The sequence below is a fragment of the Mesorhizobium sp. WSM4837 genome (assembly GCF_055811435.1).
In genome coordinates, this window is the sequence record NZ_JBVVQE010000002.1 from 106,860 (window position 1) to 122,890 (window position 16,031).

General features: G+C 60.2%; 13 protein-coding genes. 3 read left to right on the forward strand and 10 right to left on the reverse strand.

Annotation, left to right across the window (positions count from 1 at the left end; translation table 11 throughout):
- Positions 1–3 precede the first annotated feature (3 nt).
- Complete coding sequence (locus AC0L3D_RS01855; RefSeq protein ID WP_373420453.1) at positions 4–993, forward strand: NADP-dependent oxidoreductase; 990 nt, start codon at positions 4–6, stop codon at positions 991–993.
- Positions 994–1,577: 584 nt separating this feature from the next.
- On the opposite strand, the gene AC0L3D_RS01860 is transcribed toward AC0L3D_RS01855, so the two are convergent.
- The 9 genes from AC0L3D_RS01860 to AC0L3D_RS01900 all read right to left on the reverse strand — a co-directional run bounded on the left by AC0L3D_RS01860 (position 1,578) and on the right by AC0L3D_RS01900 (position 10,061).
- Positions 1,578–2,303 carry a ferredoxin reductase gene (locus tag AC0L3D_RS01860; RefSeq protein ID WP_287237839.1) on the reverse strand — a complete coding sequence of 242 codons (726 nt, stop codon included), beginning with the start codon at positions 2,301–2,303 and terminating at the stop codon, positions 1,578–1,580.
- 7 nt (positions 2,304–2,310) lie between these two features.
- Complete coding sequence (locus AC0L3D_RS01865) at positions 2,311–2,916, reverse strand: sulfite oxidase-like oxidoreductase (RefSeq protein WP_031255890.1); 606 nt, start codon at positions 2,914–2,916, stop codon at positions 2,311–2,313.
- 116 nt (positions 2,917–3,032) lie between these two features.
- Positions 3,033–5,237, reverse strand: a complete 2,205-nt coding sequence (locus AC0L3D_RS01870; protein ID WP_128174005.1) for a xanthine dehydrogenase family protein molybdopterin-binding subunit — start codon at positions 5,235–5,237, stop codon at positions 3,033–3,035.
- 13 nt (positions 5,238–5,250) lie between these two features.
- Entirely contained in the window at positions 5,251–5,706 is a 456-nt protein-coding gene (locus AC0L3D_RS01875) for a (2Fe-2S)-binding protein (protein WP_023801694.1), read from the reverse strand.
- A gap of 257 nt (positions 5,707–5,963) precedes the next feature.
- Positions 5,964–6,431: a MaoC family dehydratase gene (locus tag AC0L3D_RS01880; protein WP_023801693.1), complete on the reverse strand. Its 468-nt coding sequence runs from the start codon at positions 6,429–6,431 to the stop codon at positions 5,964–5,966.
- A 6-nt stretch (positions 6,432–6,437) separates the two neighbouring features.
- Positions 6,438–7,559, reverse strand: a complete 1,122-nt coding sequence (locus tag AC0L3D_RS01885; RefSeq protein ID WP_023801692.1) for an HlyD family secretion protein — start codon at positions 7,557–7,559, stop codon at positions 6,438–6,440.
- A complete protein-coding gene (locus AC0L3D_RS01890; protein ID WP_287362982.1) occupies positions 7,556–9,124 on the reverse strand; it encodes an MFS transporter in 1,569 nt (522 codons plus the stop codon). The genes AC0L3D_RS01885 and AC0L3D_RS01890 overlap by 4 nt, the downstream gene beginning before the upstream one ends.
- Before the next feature lie 12 nt (positions 9,125–9,136).
- The gene (locus AC0L3D_RS01895) at positions 9,137–9,775 is read right to left on the reverse strand and encodes a sensor histidine kinase (protein WP_473642852.1); all 639 of its coding nucleotides are present in this window, start codon (positions 9,773–9,775) and stop codon (positions 9,137–9,139) included.
- Between the two features lie 121 nt (positions 9,776–9,896).
- Positions 9,897–10,061 carry a hypothetical protein gene (locus AC0L3D_RS01900; protein WP_473642854.1) on the reverse strand — a complete coding sequence of 55 codons (165 nt, stop codon included), beginning with the start codon at positions 10,059–10,061 and terminating at the stop codon, positions 9,897–9,899.
- A 919-nt stretch (positions 10,062–10,980) separates the two neighbouring features.
- Here AC0L3D_RS01900 and AC0L3D_RS01905 point away from each other — a divergent pair.
- Together AC0L3D_RS01905 and AC0L3D_RS01910 are read left to right on the forward strand one after the other, a co-directional pair.
- Positions 10,981–11,643: an NADPH-dependent FMN reductase gene (locus tag AC0L3D_RS01905; RefSeq protein ID WP_128174002.1), complete on the forward strand. Its 663-nt coding sequence runs from the start codon at positions 10,981–10,983 to the stop codon at positions 11,641–11,643.
- A gap of 120 nt (positions 11,644–11,763) precedes the next feature.
- Positions 11,764–13,458 (forward strand): acetolactate synthase large subunit, encoded by a 1,695-nt coding sequence (locus AC0L3D_RS01910; protein ID WP_128174025.1) that lies wholly within the window; start codon positions 11,764–11,766, stop codon positions 13,456–13,458.
- 29 nt (positions 13,459–13,487) lie between these two features.
- Here AC0L3D_RS01910 and leuS read toward each other — a convergent pair whose 3' ends face one another.
- Complete coding sequence (gene leuS / locus AC0L3D_RS01915; protein ID WP_473642856.1) at positions 13,488–16,007, reverse strand: leucine--tRNA ligase; 2,520 nt, start codon at positions 16,005–16,007, stop codon at positions 13,488–13,490.
- Positions 16,008–16,031: the final 24 nt, after the last annotated feature.

The window sequence follows — 16,031 nt, forward strand, 5'->3', positions numbered from 1 at the left end:
CCGATGACGACAATCAGCATCTCTCATGAAGAAGCCCGGGGCCAAGTCGGCACGTCTATGAAGGCTTGGCGCATACATGAGTTCGGCCCTCCGGAAATGATGCAGTTCGATCGCGTTCCCGTGCCCAGTCCGGGCCCCGGAGAAGTCCTCGTCAAAGTCCATGCCGCCGGGGTAGGGCCGTGGGATGGCTGGATCAGAGGCGGAAGGAGCGTGCTTCCGCAACCGCTTCCCCTCACGCTGGGTTCCGACCTGTCAGGAGAGATCGAGACCGTCGGGCCGGGCGTCACCGGCCTGCGCGTCGGCGATCAGGTTTATGGCGTCACTAATCCGCGCTTCATTGGCGCTTACGCCGAATATGCGCTGGCTTCGGTGAGCATGATTGCCCACAAGCCGACCACTCTCACGCACGTTGAAGCGGCCTCAGTTCCTGTAATCGCGGTAACCGCCTGGCAGGGACTGTTCGACGAGGCGCAGCTCACAGCAGGCCAGACCGTGCTCATACACGGAGGCGCAGGCAACGTTGGGGCGTACGCGGTGCAACTCGCCCGCCGTGCCGGCATTCGGACCATCACAACGGCAGCGACCGACAAAGTTGCGTTTGTGCGCGAGCTTGGGGCAGACACGGTGGTCGATTTTCAGACCGAGCGCTTCGAGGACGCGGCCCGGGATGTGGACGCAGTCCTCGATCTCGTCGGCGGCGATACGCAGAACCGCTCGTTCCAGGTCCTGCGCCACGGCGGCAAGCTGATTTCGGCCGTGTCCCAACCCGATCAGGAGCTTGCAAAGAATCGCGGCGTCGATGCGACCTTCTTCCTGGTCAAAGTCACAACCAGGCACCTGACAGAACTCACCGAGCTGATCAACCGCGGCAATCTGAGAACACGGGTAGGCGCCGTCCTGCCGCTCGCGGACGCCCGCGAGGCTCACTACATTTTGGAGGGCCGGCGTCCTCCGCCGCACGGAAAAATCGTTCTCGCCGTGGGGACTCAGTGACGGCTCTGGCTGGGGCTTCCAGGCAACAGAGGAACGCGGGAAGAGCCTGCGCGCCTCCCAAGACTGCGAGCTCGTTCGAGGTGGCTTCGTGGGTTTGGGCCGGACCCTCTGTTCCAGGCGAACCTGATCGCATAGTCGGTCGACGAGGCGATCGCCGCCTGAGCGGCGCCAGGTTCGCTCGTGATCGCCGCCAAGATCGACTGCAGCCACAGCGTAAATCAATCTCGCGTAAACCATGAACTACAGCCGACGCGAGATCCTCCGCCTCACCAGAGGCCTGGCCGTCGGCGCCTCCTCCATGCTGACCTTGAAGGCCCTTGCACTGGCGGCAGCGCCGAGGCCAATCCCGAAGAAAGCCTGGTGAGTCTGTTGTACGTTGGAGTGCTCACTCCCACCGGCGCGGCCGGCTTGGCGAATACCCGATATCGGTTGAGAAACCGGGTAGTGCCTGGAGCTTGAGTTTTCCGTCGGAATCCATCCGGACGGTCCGCCTGCCGCTCGGGCACGTCCAATTTCTAGAGGGCCGACTTCGGCTGACTCGCTATTTCTTGCACGAGATTCGAAGGAGTTTTGGGACCGCCCGGTCAACTCCCGTAGCGTTCAGTCTTGATCAAGGCCGAATCTATTCCGGCCGCGATCGTTCCTTCGGCCGCCGTCTCCACGAACGGATCTGAACCACAAATCAGCACATGGCGCAGCGGCATCTTCATGGCCGAGACAACGCCCGCGATGAAAGCGGCATCAATGCGTCCAGCCCGGAATGAGTGCGCGACGGCCTCCCGCGTCAGCGTCACCATCAGGCTAAAGCCATCGTCGAAGGCAGCCAATTCCGATAGTTCGTCGAAGAACAGCAAATCCTCACGCAATCGCGCTGAGAAAACCAGAGCAACTGGAACCCTCGACCCGATCGCTGCCCGGTGGCGCAGCATCGACATGAAGGGCACCACGCCTGAGCCGCCGCCAATGAAAAGCACGGGGCCGCCATCCTCAGGGCTCCAGTTGAAGTGTCCACCGATCGGGCCGCCCAGCTCGATTTCATCGTCCACCTGCGCGGCGTCATGCATGAATGGTGAGACCTCGCCGTCGTCGAATCTTTCAATCGTGAGTTCGAGCTCTTCGGCCTTACCAGGCCCGGGCGCGGAAGCGATCGAGTAGCTGCGTTGGGCGCGATAACCGTCTAGTGCGGTCAGCCGTAGCACAAGATGCTGACCGGGCCGGAACGAAATGGGCTCCGGAAGGCGAAAGAAGAAGCTTTTCACGCGCGGCGACAGCTTCTCTATCCGCGTGATGATAGCGCTTTGCCAGTGCATCGGCGCGTCAATCGTTTGTGTAGCGCTGTTCGCGCCAAGGGTCGCCGTAGCGATGGTAGCCGCGCAATTCCCAGAAACCGAGTTCATCGCGCTCGGTGAACTGCAGCGCATTCACCCATTTCGCGGATTTCCAGAAATAGAGATGCGGCACAAGCAGCCGCGCCGGTCCGCCATGCTCGGCCGCAAGGGGTTGGCCGGCGTACTTGGTTGCCACCATCGCCTTGCCAACAAGGAGGTCGGCTGATGGCACGTTGGTGGAGTAGCCTTCATAAGAATGCGCGAGCGTGTAGGCGGTCGGCGCCTCAAGATTGGCCGCGGCCAGAAGATCGTCGATCAGTACACCTTCCCAAAAGGTGTTGAACTTCGACCAGGTCGTCACGCAATGGATGTCCCGCGTCATTTTGGTCTGCGGCAGAGCATGAAACTCAGCCCAGTTCCATTTCGTCACAATGCGTGGTCCGACTTTGAGGGTGAATGTCCAATCCTCGGTTCTGATCCGGGGCGTCGGCCCTGCTGACAAGACTGGAAAGTCTGTGACGACATGTTGACCAGGCGGAAGACGGGTAGCCTGATCGGTATTGCCCGGCCTACCGATAAAACCGCGTGTGACCATGGCGATACTCCTTTCCGGTCTCTACTTGGCACCTAAAGTTAAACTTTGACGACGTGCTTAAGTCACGATGAACGAAAGAATCGCAATTGCTGATGTCGATCATGCCGTGTTTCCGTTCATGCCGGCTGCTTCAAAGCGGTGGTGTCGACGGGTAGCGTTCGCAGGCGCCTACCCGTGGCCGCGAAGATCGCATTGGCGACGGCGGGGACAATGCATGAAGTTCCTGCCTCGCCCATGCCGCCAGGCGCTTCGGAGCTCTGAACGATGTGCACCTCGACAGCCGGCGCCTCGTTCATGCGCAGGATCTGGTAGCTGTCGAAATTGGTCTGCTCGACACGACCGTTCCTGAGCGTGATCTCGCCGTAAAGCGCCGCGGTGATGCCGAACATGATCGCGCCCTGAATCTGGGCCTCGACGGTGTCGGGATTAACGACGGTGCCGCAGTCGACCGCGCAGACGACGCGCCGAACGCGCACTGCGCCATCCTTCGCCACTTCGACCTCGGCAATCAGTGCCATGTAAGTTGCAAATGCGTTCTGTACCGAGACCCCCCGGCCGACCCGTGGCGGCTGCTTCTCTCCCCAGCCCGCCTTGTCGGCGGCAAGCTCGAGTACGGCCCTTGCTCGGGGCGTCTTGTCGAGCAGCGCGAGCCTGTATGCGACCGGGTCCTGTTTCGCCGCCACCGCCAGCTCGTCCATGAAGCTTTCGGTCACGAAGACATTGCGCGACGGTCCGACGCTGCGCCAGAACGCGGTCGGAATGCCAGGCGGCTCCACCTGCACGTATTCGACGCGCAGATTCGGGAGATTGTAGACGAGATCGATGGCACCTTCGGTCGTGTCTGGATCGAGACCATTGTTGAACGCTGGCGGCAGGTATCTCGCGATGACCGACGAGCCGGCATAGTGGTTGTTCCAGGCGACCGGCATTCCATTGCCGTCGAGGCCGGCCGACATCCGGTGGGCGAACATGGGCCGATACATGTCGTGCTGGATGTCTTCTTCGCGCGTCCACACGACCTTGACGGGACCGTCGACGTGTTTGGCGATCTCGACAGCGCGAGCGACCCAGTCTGCCTCGAGCCTGCGGCCGAAACCGCCGCCGATCAGGTGATTGTGCACGACAACCTTGTCCAGCGGGAGGCCCGCAGTCTGCGCCGCGGTTGCCTGAGCCCGCGCGAGCGCCTGGGTGCCGACCCAGATTTCGCAGCCGTCCTTGCGCACGTGGACGGTACAGTTCATCGGTTCCATCGTCGCGTGCGCGAGGAACGGAAGCTGGTAGATTGCGTCGACTTTGGTGACGGCCTCCGCCATCCCCCGGTCGACGTCGCCAATGTTTTCCGCAACGGCTCCCGACTTGAGCGACGCCTGTTCGAGCTCGGCGGCAATCGCTTCGGTGGTGAGCCCGGCGTGCGGCCCGTCGTCCCATTCGATCACCAGCGCCTCAAGGCCCTTTTTGGCGGCGCCCATGTGGTCAGCAACCACGGCGACGGCATCATCGAGCCTCACGATCTGACGCACGCCATTGACGGCGCTTGCGGCGGCATCATCGATGCTCTTCACGCGGCCGCCGAACACCGGCGACTGCGCAAGAGTCGCGACCTTCACTCCGGGCGGGCGAACATCAATGCCGAAGACCGCTGTTCCGTTTACTTTCGCGGGCGTGTCGAGACGCTTCACCGGGGTGCCGATCAGCCTGAAATCTTCAGGTCGCTTGAGCTCGATGCTTGGGGGAACCGGCATGCGGGCCGCATCGGCGGCGAGTTCTCCATAGCCAAGACGTCTCCCGGTCGCCGCGTGAACCACTTCGCCGCTTTCGGCGCGGCAGGTCGCCGGATCGACTTTCCAGCGGTCCGCAGCCGCGGCCACGAGCATGGTCCTAGCGGCCGCACCGGCCTGGCGCAGCGGCTCCCATGCCCCGCGGATCGCGTTCGAGTTTCCCGTCGCCTGAATTCCCAGCAATGGGTTCATGTAGAGCTTTTCATCGGGCGGAGCGTGCTGCAGCTGCACTTGTTTGAGGTCCACCTCCAGCTCTTCAGCGATCAGCATCGGGATCGCCGTGTAGGTGCCTTGACCCATTTCGACGTAAGGCATGATCAGGGAGATCTTGCCATCACTGCCGATGCGTACGAAGGCGTTCGGCGCGAAAACATCGCCGGCAGCCGCTTCGGCTTCGCCGGTAGCGAACGGCAGGCTGAAACCCAGCATGAGACCTCCGCCCGCAGCAGCGCCGGCCCGGAGAAAGCTGCGTCGGGAGAGAGTATTTACCGATGGCAGTTCATCCCGGACGGAGGCTTGAGACGTCTGTTGGTCGATTATCATGGCTACCTCCCTCTCAGCTCGCCGCGGCCTGCTTGATGGCCTCGCGAATGCGGACGTAGGTCCCGCAACGGCAAATGTTGCCGGACATCGCATCGTCGATATCGGCATCGGTTGGATTGGGGTTGGAAGCGAGGAGTTCCGCAGCAGACATGATCTGGCCGGACTGGCAGTAGCCGCACTGAACGACCTCTCGATCGAGCCAGGCCTTCTGGATCTTTGCGCCCTCCGCCGTCGCGCCGATGGCCTCGATGGTGGTGATCCGGGCCTCGCCAATACTGTCGATCGGCGTGATGCAGGAACGGGTGGCGACGCCGTCGACATGCACCGTACACGCGCCGCAGAGCGCCAGGCCGCAGCCGAATTTGGTGCCGGTCATGCCAAGCACGTCGCGCAGTACCCACAACAGAGGAGTGTCGTCGTCGACATCTACGCTATGCGTCTGACCATTGACTTTAATGATAAAGGCCATGATGTCTCTCCTCATCTACGATTGGCGATGTGCCGCGGCGTTACGCAGACGCACATGCGCGCTCTCCGCTATCGAGCAAATACGACGTCGCGGGCTATGACCATCGCGTGGTGGAGATCCTTGAATCCTCGGCCATGAACTGAACCGCGTTCCTGGGCGCGATGGCGATCTGGATTCGGACTGACATGTCGCCTTCTGTGTCCACCCGATCTGTTCGAATGCGCCACAAGGATCGACTGCCAGCGCAGGAAAAACTATTATACAATGGTGTTGGCAATACCTTTGGATTGTTTGCGCAGCGAGCGAACCCTCGTTGCCAGATAGCAATTCGCGATCTCTTCTGGCCGGCGCAACACGACCAAACTGGCGATCATGATCTGCACGGGTTCATTGATCTGGTTCAGCGTGGTCGTGCGCACTTTGATTAGACCCTGGCGAGGGCGCGACTGCGACGGTCGCGCATCGAGAACCTCGCTCTCAAGACGCAGTTCGTCCCCGGGTCGCACCGGACGCGGCCAGCGGAATTCGTCGAACCCAGCACCCACGATCCCGCCCGCCGGCTTGATTTCGCTGTCTACCAGGAGACGCATTGTCATGGCCGCGGTATGCCAGCCGCTCGCCGCCAATCCGCCGAAGATCGTTTCATGCGCCGCCGCTTCATCCAGATGGAAAGGCTGCGGATCGAATTTGGCAGCGAAGGCCTTGATATCCTCTTTCTCGACCACAATTCGTCATCGTGGATTGCCAGGTCGCACGGAGCTGCCTGAGCTTTCGGGATCATCGATTTGCGCCGCCGAGGTTCGATTCTGTACTCCGGGATGGTTGCCTAGTGACAGAGCCACCACCGCTGACATACCGGGCCGCAGATGATCAAGGTCCGGCTGCCCCGCGTCAAAAGTGATCTTGACTGGAATGCGCTGAACAATTCGGGTGAAATTGCCGGTCGCGTTGTCCGGTGGTAGGAGCGCAAATTGTGCTCCGCTGGCTGGTGAGAAGCTCTCGACCCGCCCCCTGAACTCTCTCCCGGGGATCGCGTCGATTGAGATTGCAATACTGTCGCCGATCCGCAGCGCCGGGATCTGCGTCTCCTTGAAATTGGCTACAACCCAGAAGTTTCGAGGCACGACCGCGACCAGCAGAGTGCCCGCGCGGACATACTGCCCAACTCTGGCCTCGCGTTCGCCGACCCAGCCGTCCGCGGGCGACTGCACGACGGTACTTTCGAGTTCGATTTCTGCCAGCGTAAGAGCCGCCGCAGCTGCGGCTATATCGGCCTCAAGCTGCGGGCGCTGGGTCTCTAGCACATGCATCTGCTGCCGAGCGGCGGCCAGATTTGCCTGCGCTTCAGCGATCTTGGCACGCGCCCGGAGATGGTCCGCTTCCGTCTGATCGCTTATAGACTGCGAAGCCCAGCCGCCCTTGTTCAGTTGTTGAGTGCGCCGAAAGTTGCGCGCGGCGCGGGTGGCATCGGCTTCGGCGCCCTGTAATGCCGCCAGTGTCTGTTCAATAGTAGCGTGCTGCAAATCGATCCGGCTGGTCAGATTGGCCAGTAGCGCGCGCTGCATGGCAACCCCGGCGGCAGCTTGGTCAACCCGGGCACGGTAGTCGCCGTCATCAATCCGGAACAGGATGTCCCCGGCTTTCACCGCCTGATTGTCACGTATGGCCACTTCCGTGATGTAACCGCTGATCCTGGGACTAATAGACGTAACATCGCCACGCACGTAAGCATTGTCGGTCGTGGTCGAAAGCAGACTTGTGAACCATCGCCCTGGAGCCATCGAAGTGGAGGCGGCGACGAATACCATCCCGGCTACGAGAAGACTGCTCAGGCCAGCGCTCAATAGCTTCATGGTATTTCTCCCATGGCGACGCTAAGCGGCCGCAAAGGTGGCGACCTGCCGATGGCGACAATCCCGATCGCTCCGATCAGCAACACGCCAACGATCAGAAGGAAGCCGTCATTGAAAGCCAGGACCCAGGCCTCGCGCCGTGCAATGGATGCCAAGAGCGCGACCGCTCGTGCCGTCGTGCCGTTGTCGTCGACCAGCCGGCTTGCCAACCCTCCCGCGAGGGTCTCCAGACGATCAGCATCGAGCGCGTTGTAGAGTGACACCTTCTCGGTAATGACGCTCGAGTGAAACTTTTCTCGCTCGGTTACGAAATGGGATACCAGGCCGATCCCGAGGGTCGTGCCACCGAGCGTCGCTATGTTGAAAACAACGGAGGCAGTCGGAAGGTCCGCGGGCTTCAGAGAGCTCGTGCCAATGACCAAGACTGGTCCCAGGAACAGCAATTGACCTATCGCAAAGACGACAAGGGTGGGGCGGAACTGCTCGGCGGCATAGAGGCCGGTGCCACCAACAGCCAAGGCCGTACCGACAGCGCAGAACGCCAGGCCGAGCGCCATGACCACCCGCATGTCAAAACAATGCATGAGCCACCAGACCAGCGGAATTGCGAGAAGCTGCGGGATCGCAGCCCATAAGAACAGTTCAGCGAGTTCCAGCGGCTGATAGCCTTGCACGACTGCGAGGAACTGCGGCACGAGATAAGCGGTCACGACCAGGCCGACGCGAAACACCAGATTGAGGGCGATCGGGATGCCGAAATTGCGCGTCGCAAGAAGCCGGGGTTGTATGATCGGCATTGGTGAAAACCGCACCAGGAACAGGAATCCAGCCCATGCGGCGATGCAAGCCGCCCCGCACCAAACAATGATTTCGCTCTCGAACCAGAATCGCCGCGTGCCTTGACTGAGGATAAGCATCAGCGTCGCGAGGGCGAGCGAGAGCAGGACCACGGCGATCCAATCAGTCTTAAGGGCGGACCAATCCGGATCAGGCTGACGCGGCACCCAGGCCCAGGCCGCGAGCGCCAACGTCGCGCCGAAACCAGCCTGGATCAGGAACAGCATCTGCCAGCCAAGGCTGTCTTCGACAAAGCCCGCCAGGACTGGTCCTATCGAGCCGGGGAACAGAAGCACGAAGGCGAGCAGGGTCACGCCGAACGGAAGTCGCGGCCCGCCCGTGACCATGAAGACGGCGACGAAGGCGGCCGGACCGAACCCGCCGGCCACGAAACCCTGGATTGTCCGCGTCGCGATCATCACTCCGATATTGGGGGCTGTGGCGCAGGCCAACGCCGTGATCGTGAAGGTGCTTGCGCTCACCGTGAGATATCGGCCGATGCTGAGGAACCTGATGAGTGGGCCGGAGGTGACGATCCCGGCGAAACTGGCCATGCTGTAGACCGTCAAGATCCAGGATGCCTCGTCTGGCGTGGAAAATAGGCCTCCCTGGATGTCGGCAATATTGGCCGAGGGCAGCTGGGCCGACAGGCTGATGAGCAGCGATCCTGCAAGGCCGGTGAGAAGAAACAGAACCTTGCTTGGTGTCAGTACGTTCGGCGTCGTCACAGCGGGAACTCCTCAATCTAAGGCATTTGGGCCCGAGGTGACCGGTCGGAGACAGCTCGTCGTGGCGGCCGTCAGAACGGTCCGGAGATCAGACGCGCGGTCCCCCACTGAAGCGGTTTCTAACCTGTGAATAGGCAACCACAACGTCACGATCGTGCCGACGCCTGGTTCGCTTTCGATGTGGAGGCGTCCTCCTGCCTCCTGGGCGAAACACATGACCATAGGCAAGCCTAGGCCGCCCAACCCGGTCGTCTTCGTAGTGAAAAAAGGATCGATGGCATGGAGCAGCGTATTGCTCGTCATGCCGAGGCCGTTGTCGGTTACACGCACCTCAATCCCCGTCGCGACGCGCCCCTGATATCGGGGAGCAGCGACAATCGAGATCACGCCGCCGTCCGGTATTGCGTCGCGCGCATTGAATAGCAAGTGCATGATAGCGCTTTGCAGGCTTGCACGACACCATGTCACGACCGGCATGTCCGTGCTGGCCTGCAGATCGAAACGGATCTTGGGCTCCCAAATGTTTTTGACCAGAAGCTCAATCTCAGTCAGGCAAGCCATGACATTGAATGCTTCGACCGGGGTGTCTCCTTCGAGAGCAAGGACCATGGCTGGCTGGACGAGGATCGGGACGTCGTGTGCAGATTTCATCGTAATATCGCTGACCTAATTTGCCTTCGGACGCTCTCCGGCTGCGCAGCGGTTGACAACGCGAGGTGGAAGTTGGGCTCTTGCAGGTACAAACGGTACTCGTCGCCGAGGCACCGCGTCGTCATCGGCCGCGCGGTCTCGGCATTGCGCGCCTCGCGTCGACCGGGACCATGCGGCGCTCGTAGGCTGGTCCGGGGCCGCGCATGTAGTGGCACTCCGGCCGGTAGCGAGGTGCGACGAATTCGCGAAACGCTGATAGAAGCTGCGTGAGAGACAAGAGTGTCATGACGCGATTTTCCTTTCCACTGAGCACGTCTGCATGGTCGGATGCCATGCACAGAGTCATGCAAGTGAGGAGGCAAATCTATTGCACGATGGTGTCGCCAATACTTTGGCATCAGTGTGCACGACCAGCGTGCCGCATCAGCTACGTGAAGCTGTGGGAGCGCAATCCCGTTCGTCTTCGCGACTTAGATGATGCAGGTTGCGTAAGTCGAAGTGACCCAATGACGGCGAGTTTCGAGCACGCGGGTGTCGGCGCAGTCGATTGTGAACTTGTTGTCAACCCCGTTACAGTCCCCGGGCCCATCCATGGCGCGATCATCTTCCGCATCACGGCAGCGCTCTACGACGCCGAGATTTCCCTCAAAGACGGACTGGTTGAGCAGACCCGCTTCAATACTTCCAACTCTCCCGCATCGATAAGGAGGCCGATCATTAGGTGCACATCTCCAAAGTACCGAACCGCCGGGCGGGATGGCCAAGGCCGGTAACTCGGCGATCGTGGCCGCCATCACGTTAGAGATCGAGAGGGTTGACGCCCAGGACCAGACACCTCGGAAAAACGCGGGGACTTCCTGCGCGACCTGGCACGCGTTCGGCTGCTAGCCTGCGGAGCGGATCAGCAAATCCAAGGATTCGCACACAACCGGTACGCACCTTTAAGGCCGAACGTGGAGAGCGCGCATATGCATCGGCCGTGTCGAGTTGCATATAGCGGTCATGCGATCCTCCCGCATGCACCCATGCTCCAGACCCTGCTAACACATTGCGGCTCGTATCTATGTTGATGAGCGGGATCGACTGCTCACCGCACCAAACCAATCCAAAAGTATCGCCGACACCATGGTGCAATAGATTTGTCTCCGCGGAAAGTCGATCTGTCTAGCCACATCCGCAACTTGCTATTGAGAAGGAGATCAACCATGCCCCATAAGGTCGCTGTTCTGGTAGGAAGCCTCCGCGCCAACTCGCTCAATCGGAAGGTAGCCGAGCTGCTTGTCCGCACGGGACCCAATGACCTCAGCCTGGAGATTGTCGGCATCGGTGATCTGCCGCTCTACAATGAAGATCTCGACGAGAACGCGCCGCGGGAGTGGCAGGCGTTCCGGGAACGGATCAAAGCGTCAGATGCTATCTTGTTCGTGACGCCGGAGTACAACCGGTCCGTCCCGGGAGTGCTCAAGAACGCGATTGACGTGGGCTCCCGTCCAGAAGGCGCAAGCGTTTGGGACGGAAAACCGGGAGGTGTAATCACGGTTTCACCGGGCGCAATAGGCGGGTTTGGCGCTAATCACCATCTCCGCCAGACGTTCGTTTTCCTCAATGTGCCGGTCATGCAGCAACCTGAAGCCTATTTGGGCCGCGCAGACGAAATTTTTGATGCGAGTGGCGCGCTGGCAAACGAGAGGACCCGCAAATTTCTCACCAATTTCATCGAGGCCTACGCCCAGTGGGTAACTACGTGCCTAGCCATCTCCCGGCGGACCGTTGCGCCGAGGCTCGCGGCCGAGGTCGAATACAAGGGCTTCGATGGACCGCAGACGGTGATGCGTATCGAGGCAATGACTCCCGCACCAAGGCCGTGACGCGATCCTGCCGAACCAGCCCGGCCGCCATTGATATAGTGCGAGTGCCATATATTGTTCCTGTCGTATCCGGATCGATCCGTTCACTTAGGTAACGCTTCAAGCACGAGGACGCTGGAATTGAAAAAGGGATCTGACCTCCTCGTCGCTGCCCTCGAGAACGAAGGCGTGGATCGGGTCTTCGGTGTGCCCGGCGAAGAGAACCTCGATGTCCTGGAGTCGCTGCGCACGTCGCATATCGAATTGATCCTCACCCGACACGAACAGGCCGCCGGTTTCATGGCAGCCACACATGGACGCCTGACAGGGCGGCCAGGCGTGTGCATTTCGACGCTCGGGCCCGGCGCGCTCAACTTTTCGACTGCCGCCGCCTACGCCCATCTTGGCGCCATGCCCATGATTATGATCACTGGGCAGAAGCCAATACTTACAGCCAAGCAGGCCCGTTTTCAGATCGTCGACGTGATCGGGTCGATGCGGCCGCTGACCAAGATGACGCGGCAAATTGTCAGCCCGCGCAGCATTCCGACCGTGGTTCGCGATGCTTTCAGGGTTGCGGCGGAAGAGCGTCCAGGGCCCGTTCATCTGGAGCTCCCCGAGGATGTCGCTGGCGAGCAGATCCCGTTCGTTCCACCCGTTCCGGTGCATCCGCTTGAACATCCCGTCGCCCATCCGGACGCGATTTATCGTGCGGCGGATATGATAGTGGCGGCCAAGCGTCCACTGATCGTGATCGGCGCGGCTGGAAATCGCCCCCGCCTGGTTGCGCCGCTCTCGGAGTTCGTGCGGCGGATGCGCATCCCGTTCTTTAACACGCAGATGGGCAAGGGAGCAGTCGACGGCGGCTCGAACCTCTATGTCGGAACGGCAGCACTTTCCGAGCGCGATTACGTCCATGACGCGATCGAAATTTCGGATCTGATCATCGCCATCGGACACGACACGGTTGAAAAGCCGCCATTCCTCATGCGCGACGAGGGCGGTCCGAAAGTCATCCATATCGGGTTTACGTCCGCGACAGTCGAACGGGTGTTCCACCCCGACGCCGAAGTGGTTGGCGATATCGGCGCGACGGTGACTGCCTTAGCCGATCGGCTCGATGGCAAGCTCAGTGCCGACACTTCGATCATAGCGCTTCGGCCGACCATTCTCGCCTCGATCAATGATCGTAGTCAGGAGGATCGTTTCCCGATCACGCCGCAGCGCATCGTGCATGATGTCAGAACGGTTATGCCTGAGGACGGCATAGTCTGCCTGGACAACGGCATGTACAAGATTTGGTTCGCCCGCAACTACCGCACCCATCACGCAAACACGTTGCTTCTCGACAACGCGCTGGCGACCATGGGGGCAGGACTGCCGTCCGCGATCATGGCGTCGCTTCTGTATCCGGAACGCCGCGTGATGGCCGTGTGCGGGGACGGCGGCTTCATGATGAACTCTCAGGAACTAGAAACGGCTGTTCGCCTGAAGCTGAATCTAGTGGTGATGATCCTGAACGATTCTGCTTACGGCATGATCCGCTGGAAGCAAGCGGTTGATGGATTTCCCGACTTTGGACTCACATTCGGAAATCCCGACTTCGTCCGTTACGCTCAGTCCTATGGTGCTAGCGGTTCCCGCGTCGGCGCTGCCGAGGATCTCGTTCCAACGCTGGAGATGGCTTTCAAGGAAGGCGGCGTCCATCTGGTAGACGTCCCGATCGACTATTCGGAGAATGCTCGTGTCCTCGTCGAAGAATTGCGTAGCCATTTTGCGAGCAAGGAATCGCAACGAAGCGAACTTGATGCCGCCCCTCGCGCTGGTAGGGTATAGACTGCGGCCCTTCCGGTTTGTCGCGACAATCATTCCACGACGACGAAGTTGACGAGCCGGCCAGGCACGGCGACTTCCTTCGCTATGTGTTTCCCCTGAAGCAGTTCGGTCACGCGCGCGTCAGCCTTGATTGTTTCAAGGAGACTGGTAGCGGACAGGCCGGCATCTGCGAGCACTCTATGACGGAGCTTTCCATTGACCTGAACGGCATACTCACGAAGTTCGTCCTCCGCCAATACTGGATCGAATGACGGCCACTGTGCATACGCAAGTGACGCTTCGTGTCCCAGGAGCCTCCAGAGTTCTTCCGCCACATGCGGTGCGAAGGGCGCGAGCAGCAGCACGAACGTTTCGACCACAACACGAGGCTTATGCTCGAGCGAAATCAATGCGTTCGACATCTCCATAAGCCTGGCGATCGCTGTGTTAAATCGGAGAGCCTCGATATCTTCCGTAACGCATCGGACGGTCTTGTGATGGAGGCGCAGGATCTCCGGAGTTGGGTCGGTGTCGCACACTTGAGCGTTCAATGCGTCCTCATCGTCCACGACGATACGCCACGCCCTGTTGAGAAAACGACTTACGCCAACCACACCTGACATTTGCCAAGGCTTGGCGACATCGAGCGGTCCCATGAACATCTCGTAGAGCCGCATGGGGTCGGCACCATAGGCATCGATCACCTCATCGGGATTCACGACATTGAATCTCGACTTCGACATTTTCTCGATCTGCTGCGTCACCGAGGTTTGATCAGCAAGCCATTGACCATCACGTTCAATGACTTCGTCGGGACGGTAATATTTTCCGGCGCGATCTCGGTAGGATACGGCGAGAATCATGCCTTGGTTGAAGAGTTTCTGAAACGGCTCTTTGGTTGAGACGACGCCAATGTCGAACAGCACCTTATGCCAAAAGCGGGCGTACAGCAGGTGCAGTACAGCGTGTTCGGCTCCGCCAATGTAGAGATCGACGGGTAGCCAATATTTCTCTTTTTCAGGGTCGATCAGCGCGTGATCATTTTTGGGATCAGCAAACCGAAGGTAGTACCAACATGATCCCGCCCATTGTGGCATCGTGTTGGTCTCTCTCATAGCCGGCAGCTTGCTGTGCGGATCGGTTGTATGCACCCAGTCTTCGGCTCTTGCCAAAGGTGGGTCGCCTTTCTCCGTTGGCTTGTACTCATCAAGCTCAGGTGGCAGCAGCGGAAGGGAGTCTTCGGGGAGCGGGACAATTGCGCCATCTGCCCGGTAGAGGATCGGAAAGGGCTCGCCCCAGTACCGCTGCCTCGAAAACAACCAATCGCGTAGCCGGTATTGCACACGGCCTTGGCCCAGACCGCGTTCTTCCAGCCACGTGATAGCCGCCTTTTTTGCCTCAGCACCCTTTAGACCGCTGAGGGGTCCCGAACTGACGAGCAAGCCGTCGCCTTCCCATGGCCGCGTGTGAATATCGACCTCAGCCGGAGCTTTGATAACTTCGGTTATACAAAGCCCATTGGCGCGGGCGAACTGATGGTCACGATTATCGTGTGCGGGCACCGCCATTATGGCGCCGGTGCCATAGCCCATCAGGACATAGTCAGCGACCCATATTGGAATTTGGAGGTCGTTCGCAGGATTGATCGCGAAAGCGCCTGTGAACACCCCCGTGCTGGACCGCTCCTCCGCCCTTTCCACCGCGCTGAGCGTCCTTGCCTGATCGATATAGGCTTTGACGGCTCCCCGCTGGGCGGATGTCGTAACCGTCAGCAGGAGAGGGTGCTCGGGCGACAGGACGATGAAGGTCGCCCCCCAAAGGGTATCCGGCCGAGTGGTATAAGCCGTGAGGATGTCCCCGCTGTCCGCGAGGACAAACTTAACCTCCGCACCCTCGGACCGTCCGATCCAGTGGCGTTGCATGGCCTTGATGCCCTCAGGCCAGTCGAGATCGTCCAGGTCGGCCAGGAGGCGATCGGCGTACGCTGTAATCTTCAACATCCACTGGCGCATTGAGCGGCGTTCGACAGGCTCGCCGGTCTCGATGTATTTGCCTTCCTTGACCTCTTCGTTGGCCAACACCGTGCCTTGGGCTGGACACCAATTCACGGCCACGTCAGCCTGATACGCGAGGCCGCGTTCGAACAGCTTTAGGAAGATCCATTGCGTCCACCGAATAAACCCGGGGTCCGTGGTCGCCAGCTCTCGGCTCCAATCATAAGAGAAGCCGAGGCGCTTGATCTGACCTTTAAATGTTTGGATGTTTGTCCTGGTCGTGATCGACGGATGGACGCCCGTACGAACGGCATAGCGCTCTGCTGGCAAACCGTAAGCATCCCACCCCATGGGATGCAGGACGTTGAATCCCCGCATCCGCTTGTATCGAGCAACAATATCGGTCGCGGTGTAGCCTTCCGGGTGGCCGACATGCAGTCCTTCGCCCGATGGATAGGGAAACATATCCAGCACATAGAATTTCGGCTTGGCGAGGTCGACCTCCGTCCTAAAGGTCTCGTTTTCGTCCCAGTACCGCTGCCATTTCGGCTCAATTCGCTTGGGGTCATACGACATTCAGCAGAGTCCGCTTGTTGCGCT

Coding starts and splice junctions, on each gene's coding strand:
- AC0L3D_RS01855 (WP_373420453.1), top strand. CDS start 4: ATGACGACAATCAGCATCTCTCATGAAGAAGCCCGGGGCCAAGTCGGC.
- AC0L3D_RS01860 (WP_287237839.1), bottom strand. CDS start 2,303: ATGCACTGGCAAAGCGCTATCATCACGCGGATAGAGAAGCTGTCGCCG.
- AC0L3D_RS01865 (WP_031255890.1), bottom strand. CDS start 2,916: ATGGTCACACGCGGTTTTATCGGTAGGCCGGGCAATACCGATCAGGCT.
- AC0L3D_RS01870 (WP_128174005.1), bottom strand. CDS start 5,237: ATGATAATCGACCAACAGACGTCTCAAGCCTCCGTCCGGGATGAACTG.
- AC0L3D_RS01875 (WP_023801694.1), bottom strand. CDS start 5,706: ATGGCCTTTATCATTAAAGTCAATGGTCAGACGCATAGCGTAGATGTC.
- AC0L3D_RS01885 (WP_023801692.1), bottom strand. CDS start 7,559: ATGAAGCTATTGAGCGCTGGCCTGAGCAGTCTTCTCGTAGCCGGGATG.
- AC0L3D_RS01895 (WP_473642852.1), bottom strand. CDS start 9,775: ATGAAATCTGCACACGACGTCCCGATCCTCGTCCAGCCAGCCATGGTC.
- AC0L3D_RS01900 (WP_473642854.1), bottom strand. CDS start 10,061: ATGACACTCTTGTCTCTCACGCAGCTTCTATCAGCGTTTCGCGAATTC.
- AC0L3D_RS01905 (WP_128174002.1), top strand. CDS start 10,981: ATGCCCCATAAGGTCGCTGTTCTGGTAGGAAGCCTCCGCGCCAACTCG.
- leuS (WP_473642856.1), bottom strand. CDS start 16,007: ATGTCGTATGACCCCAAGCGAATTGAGCCGAAATGGCAGCGGTACTGG.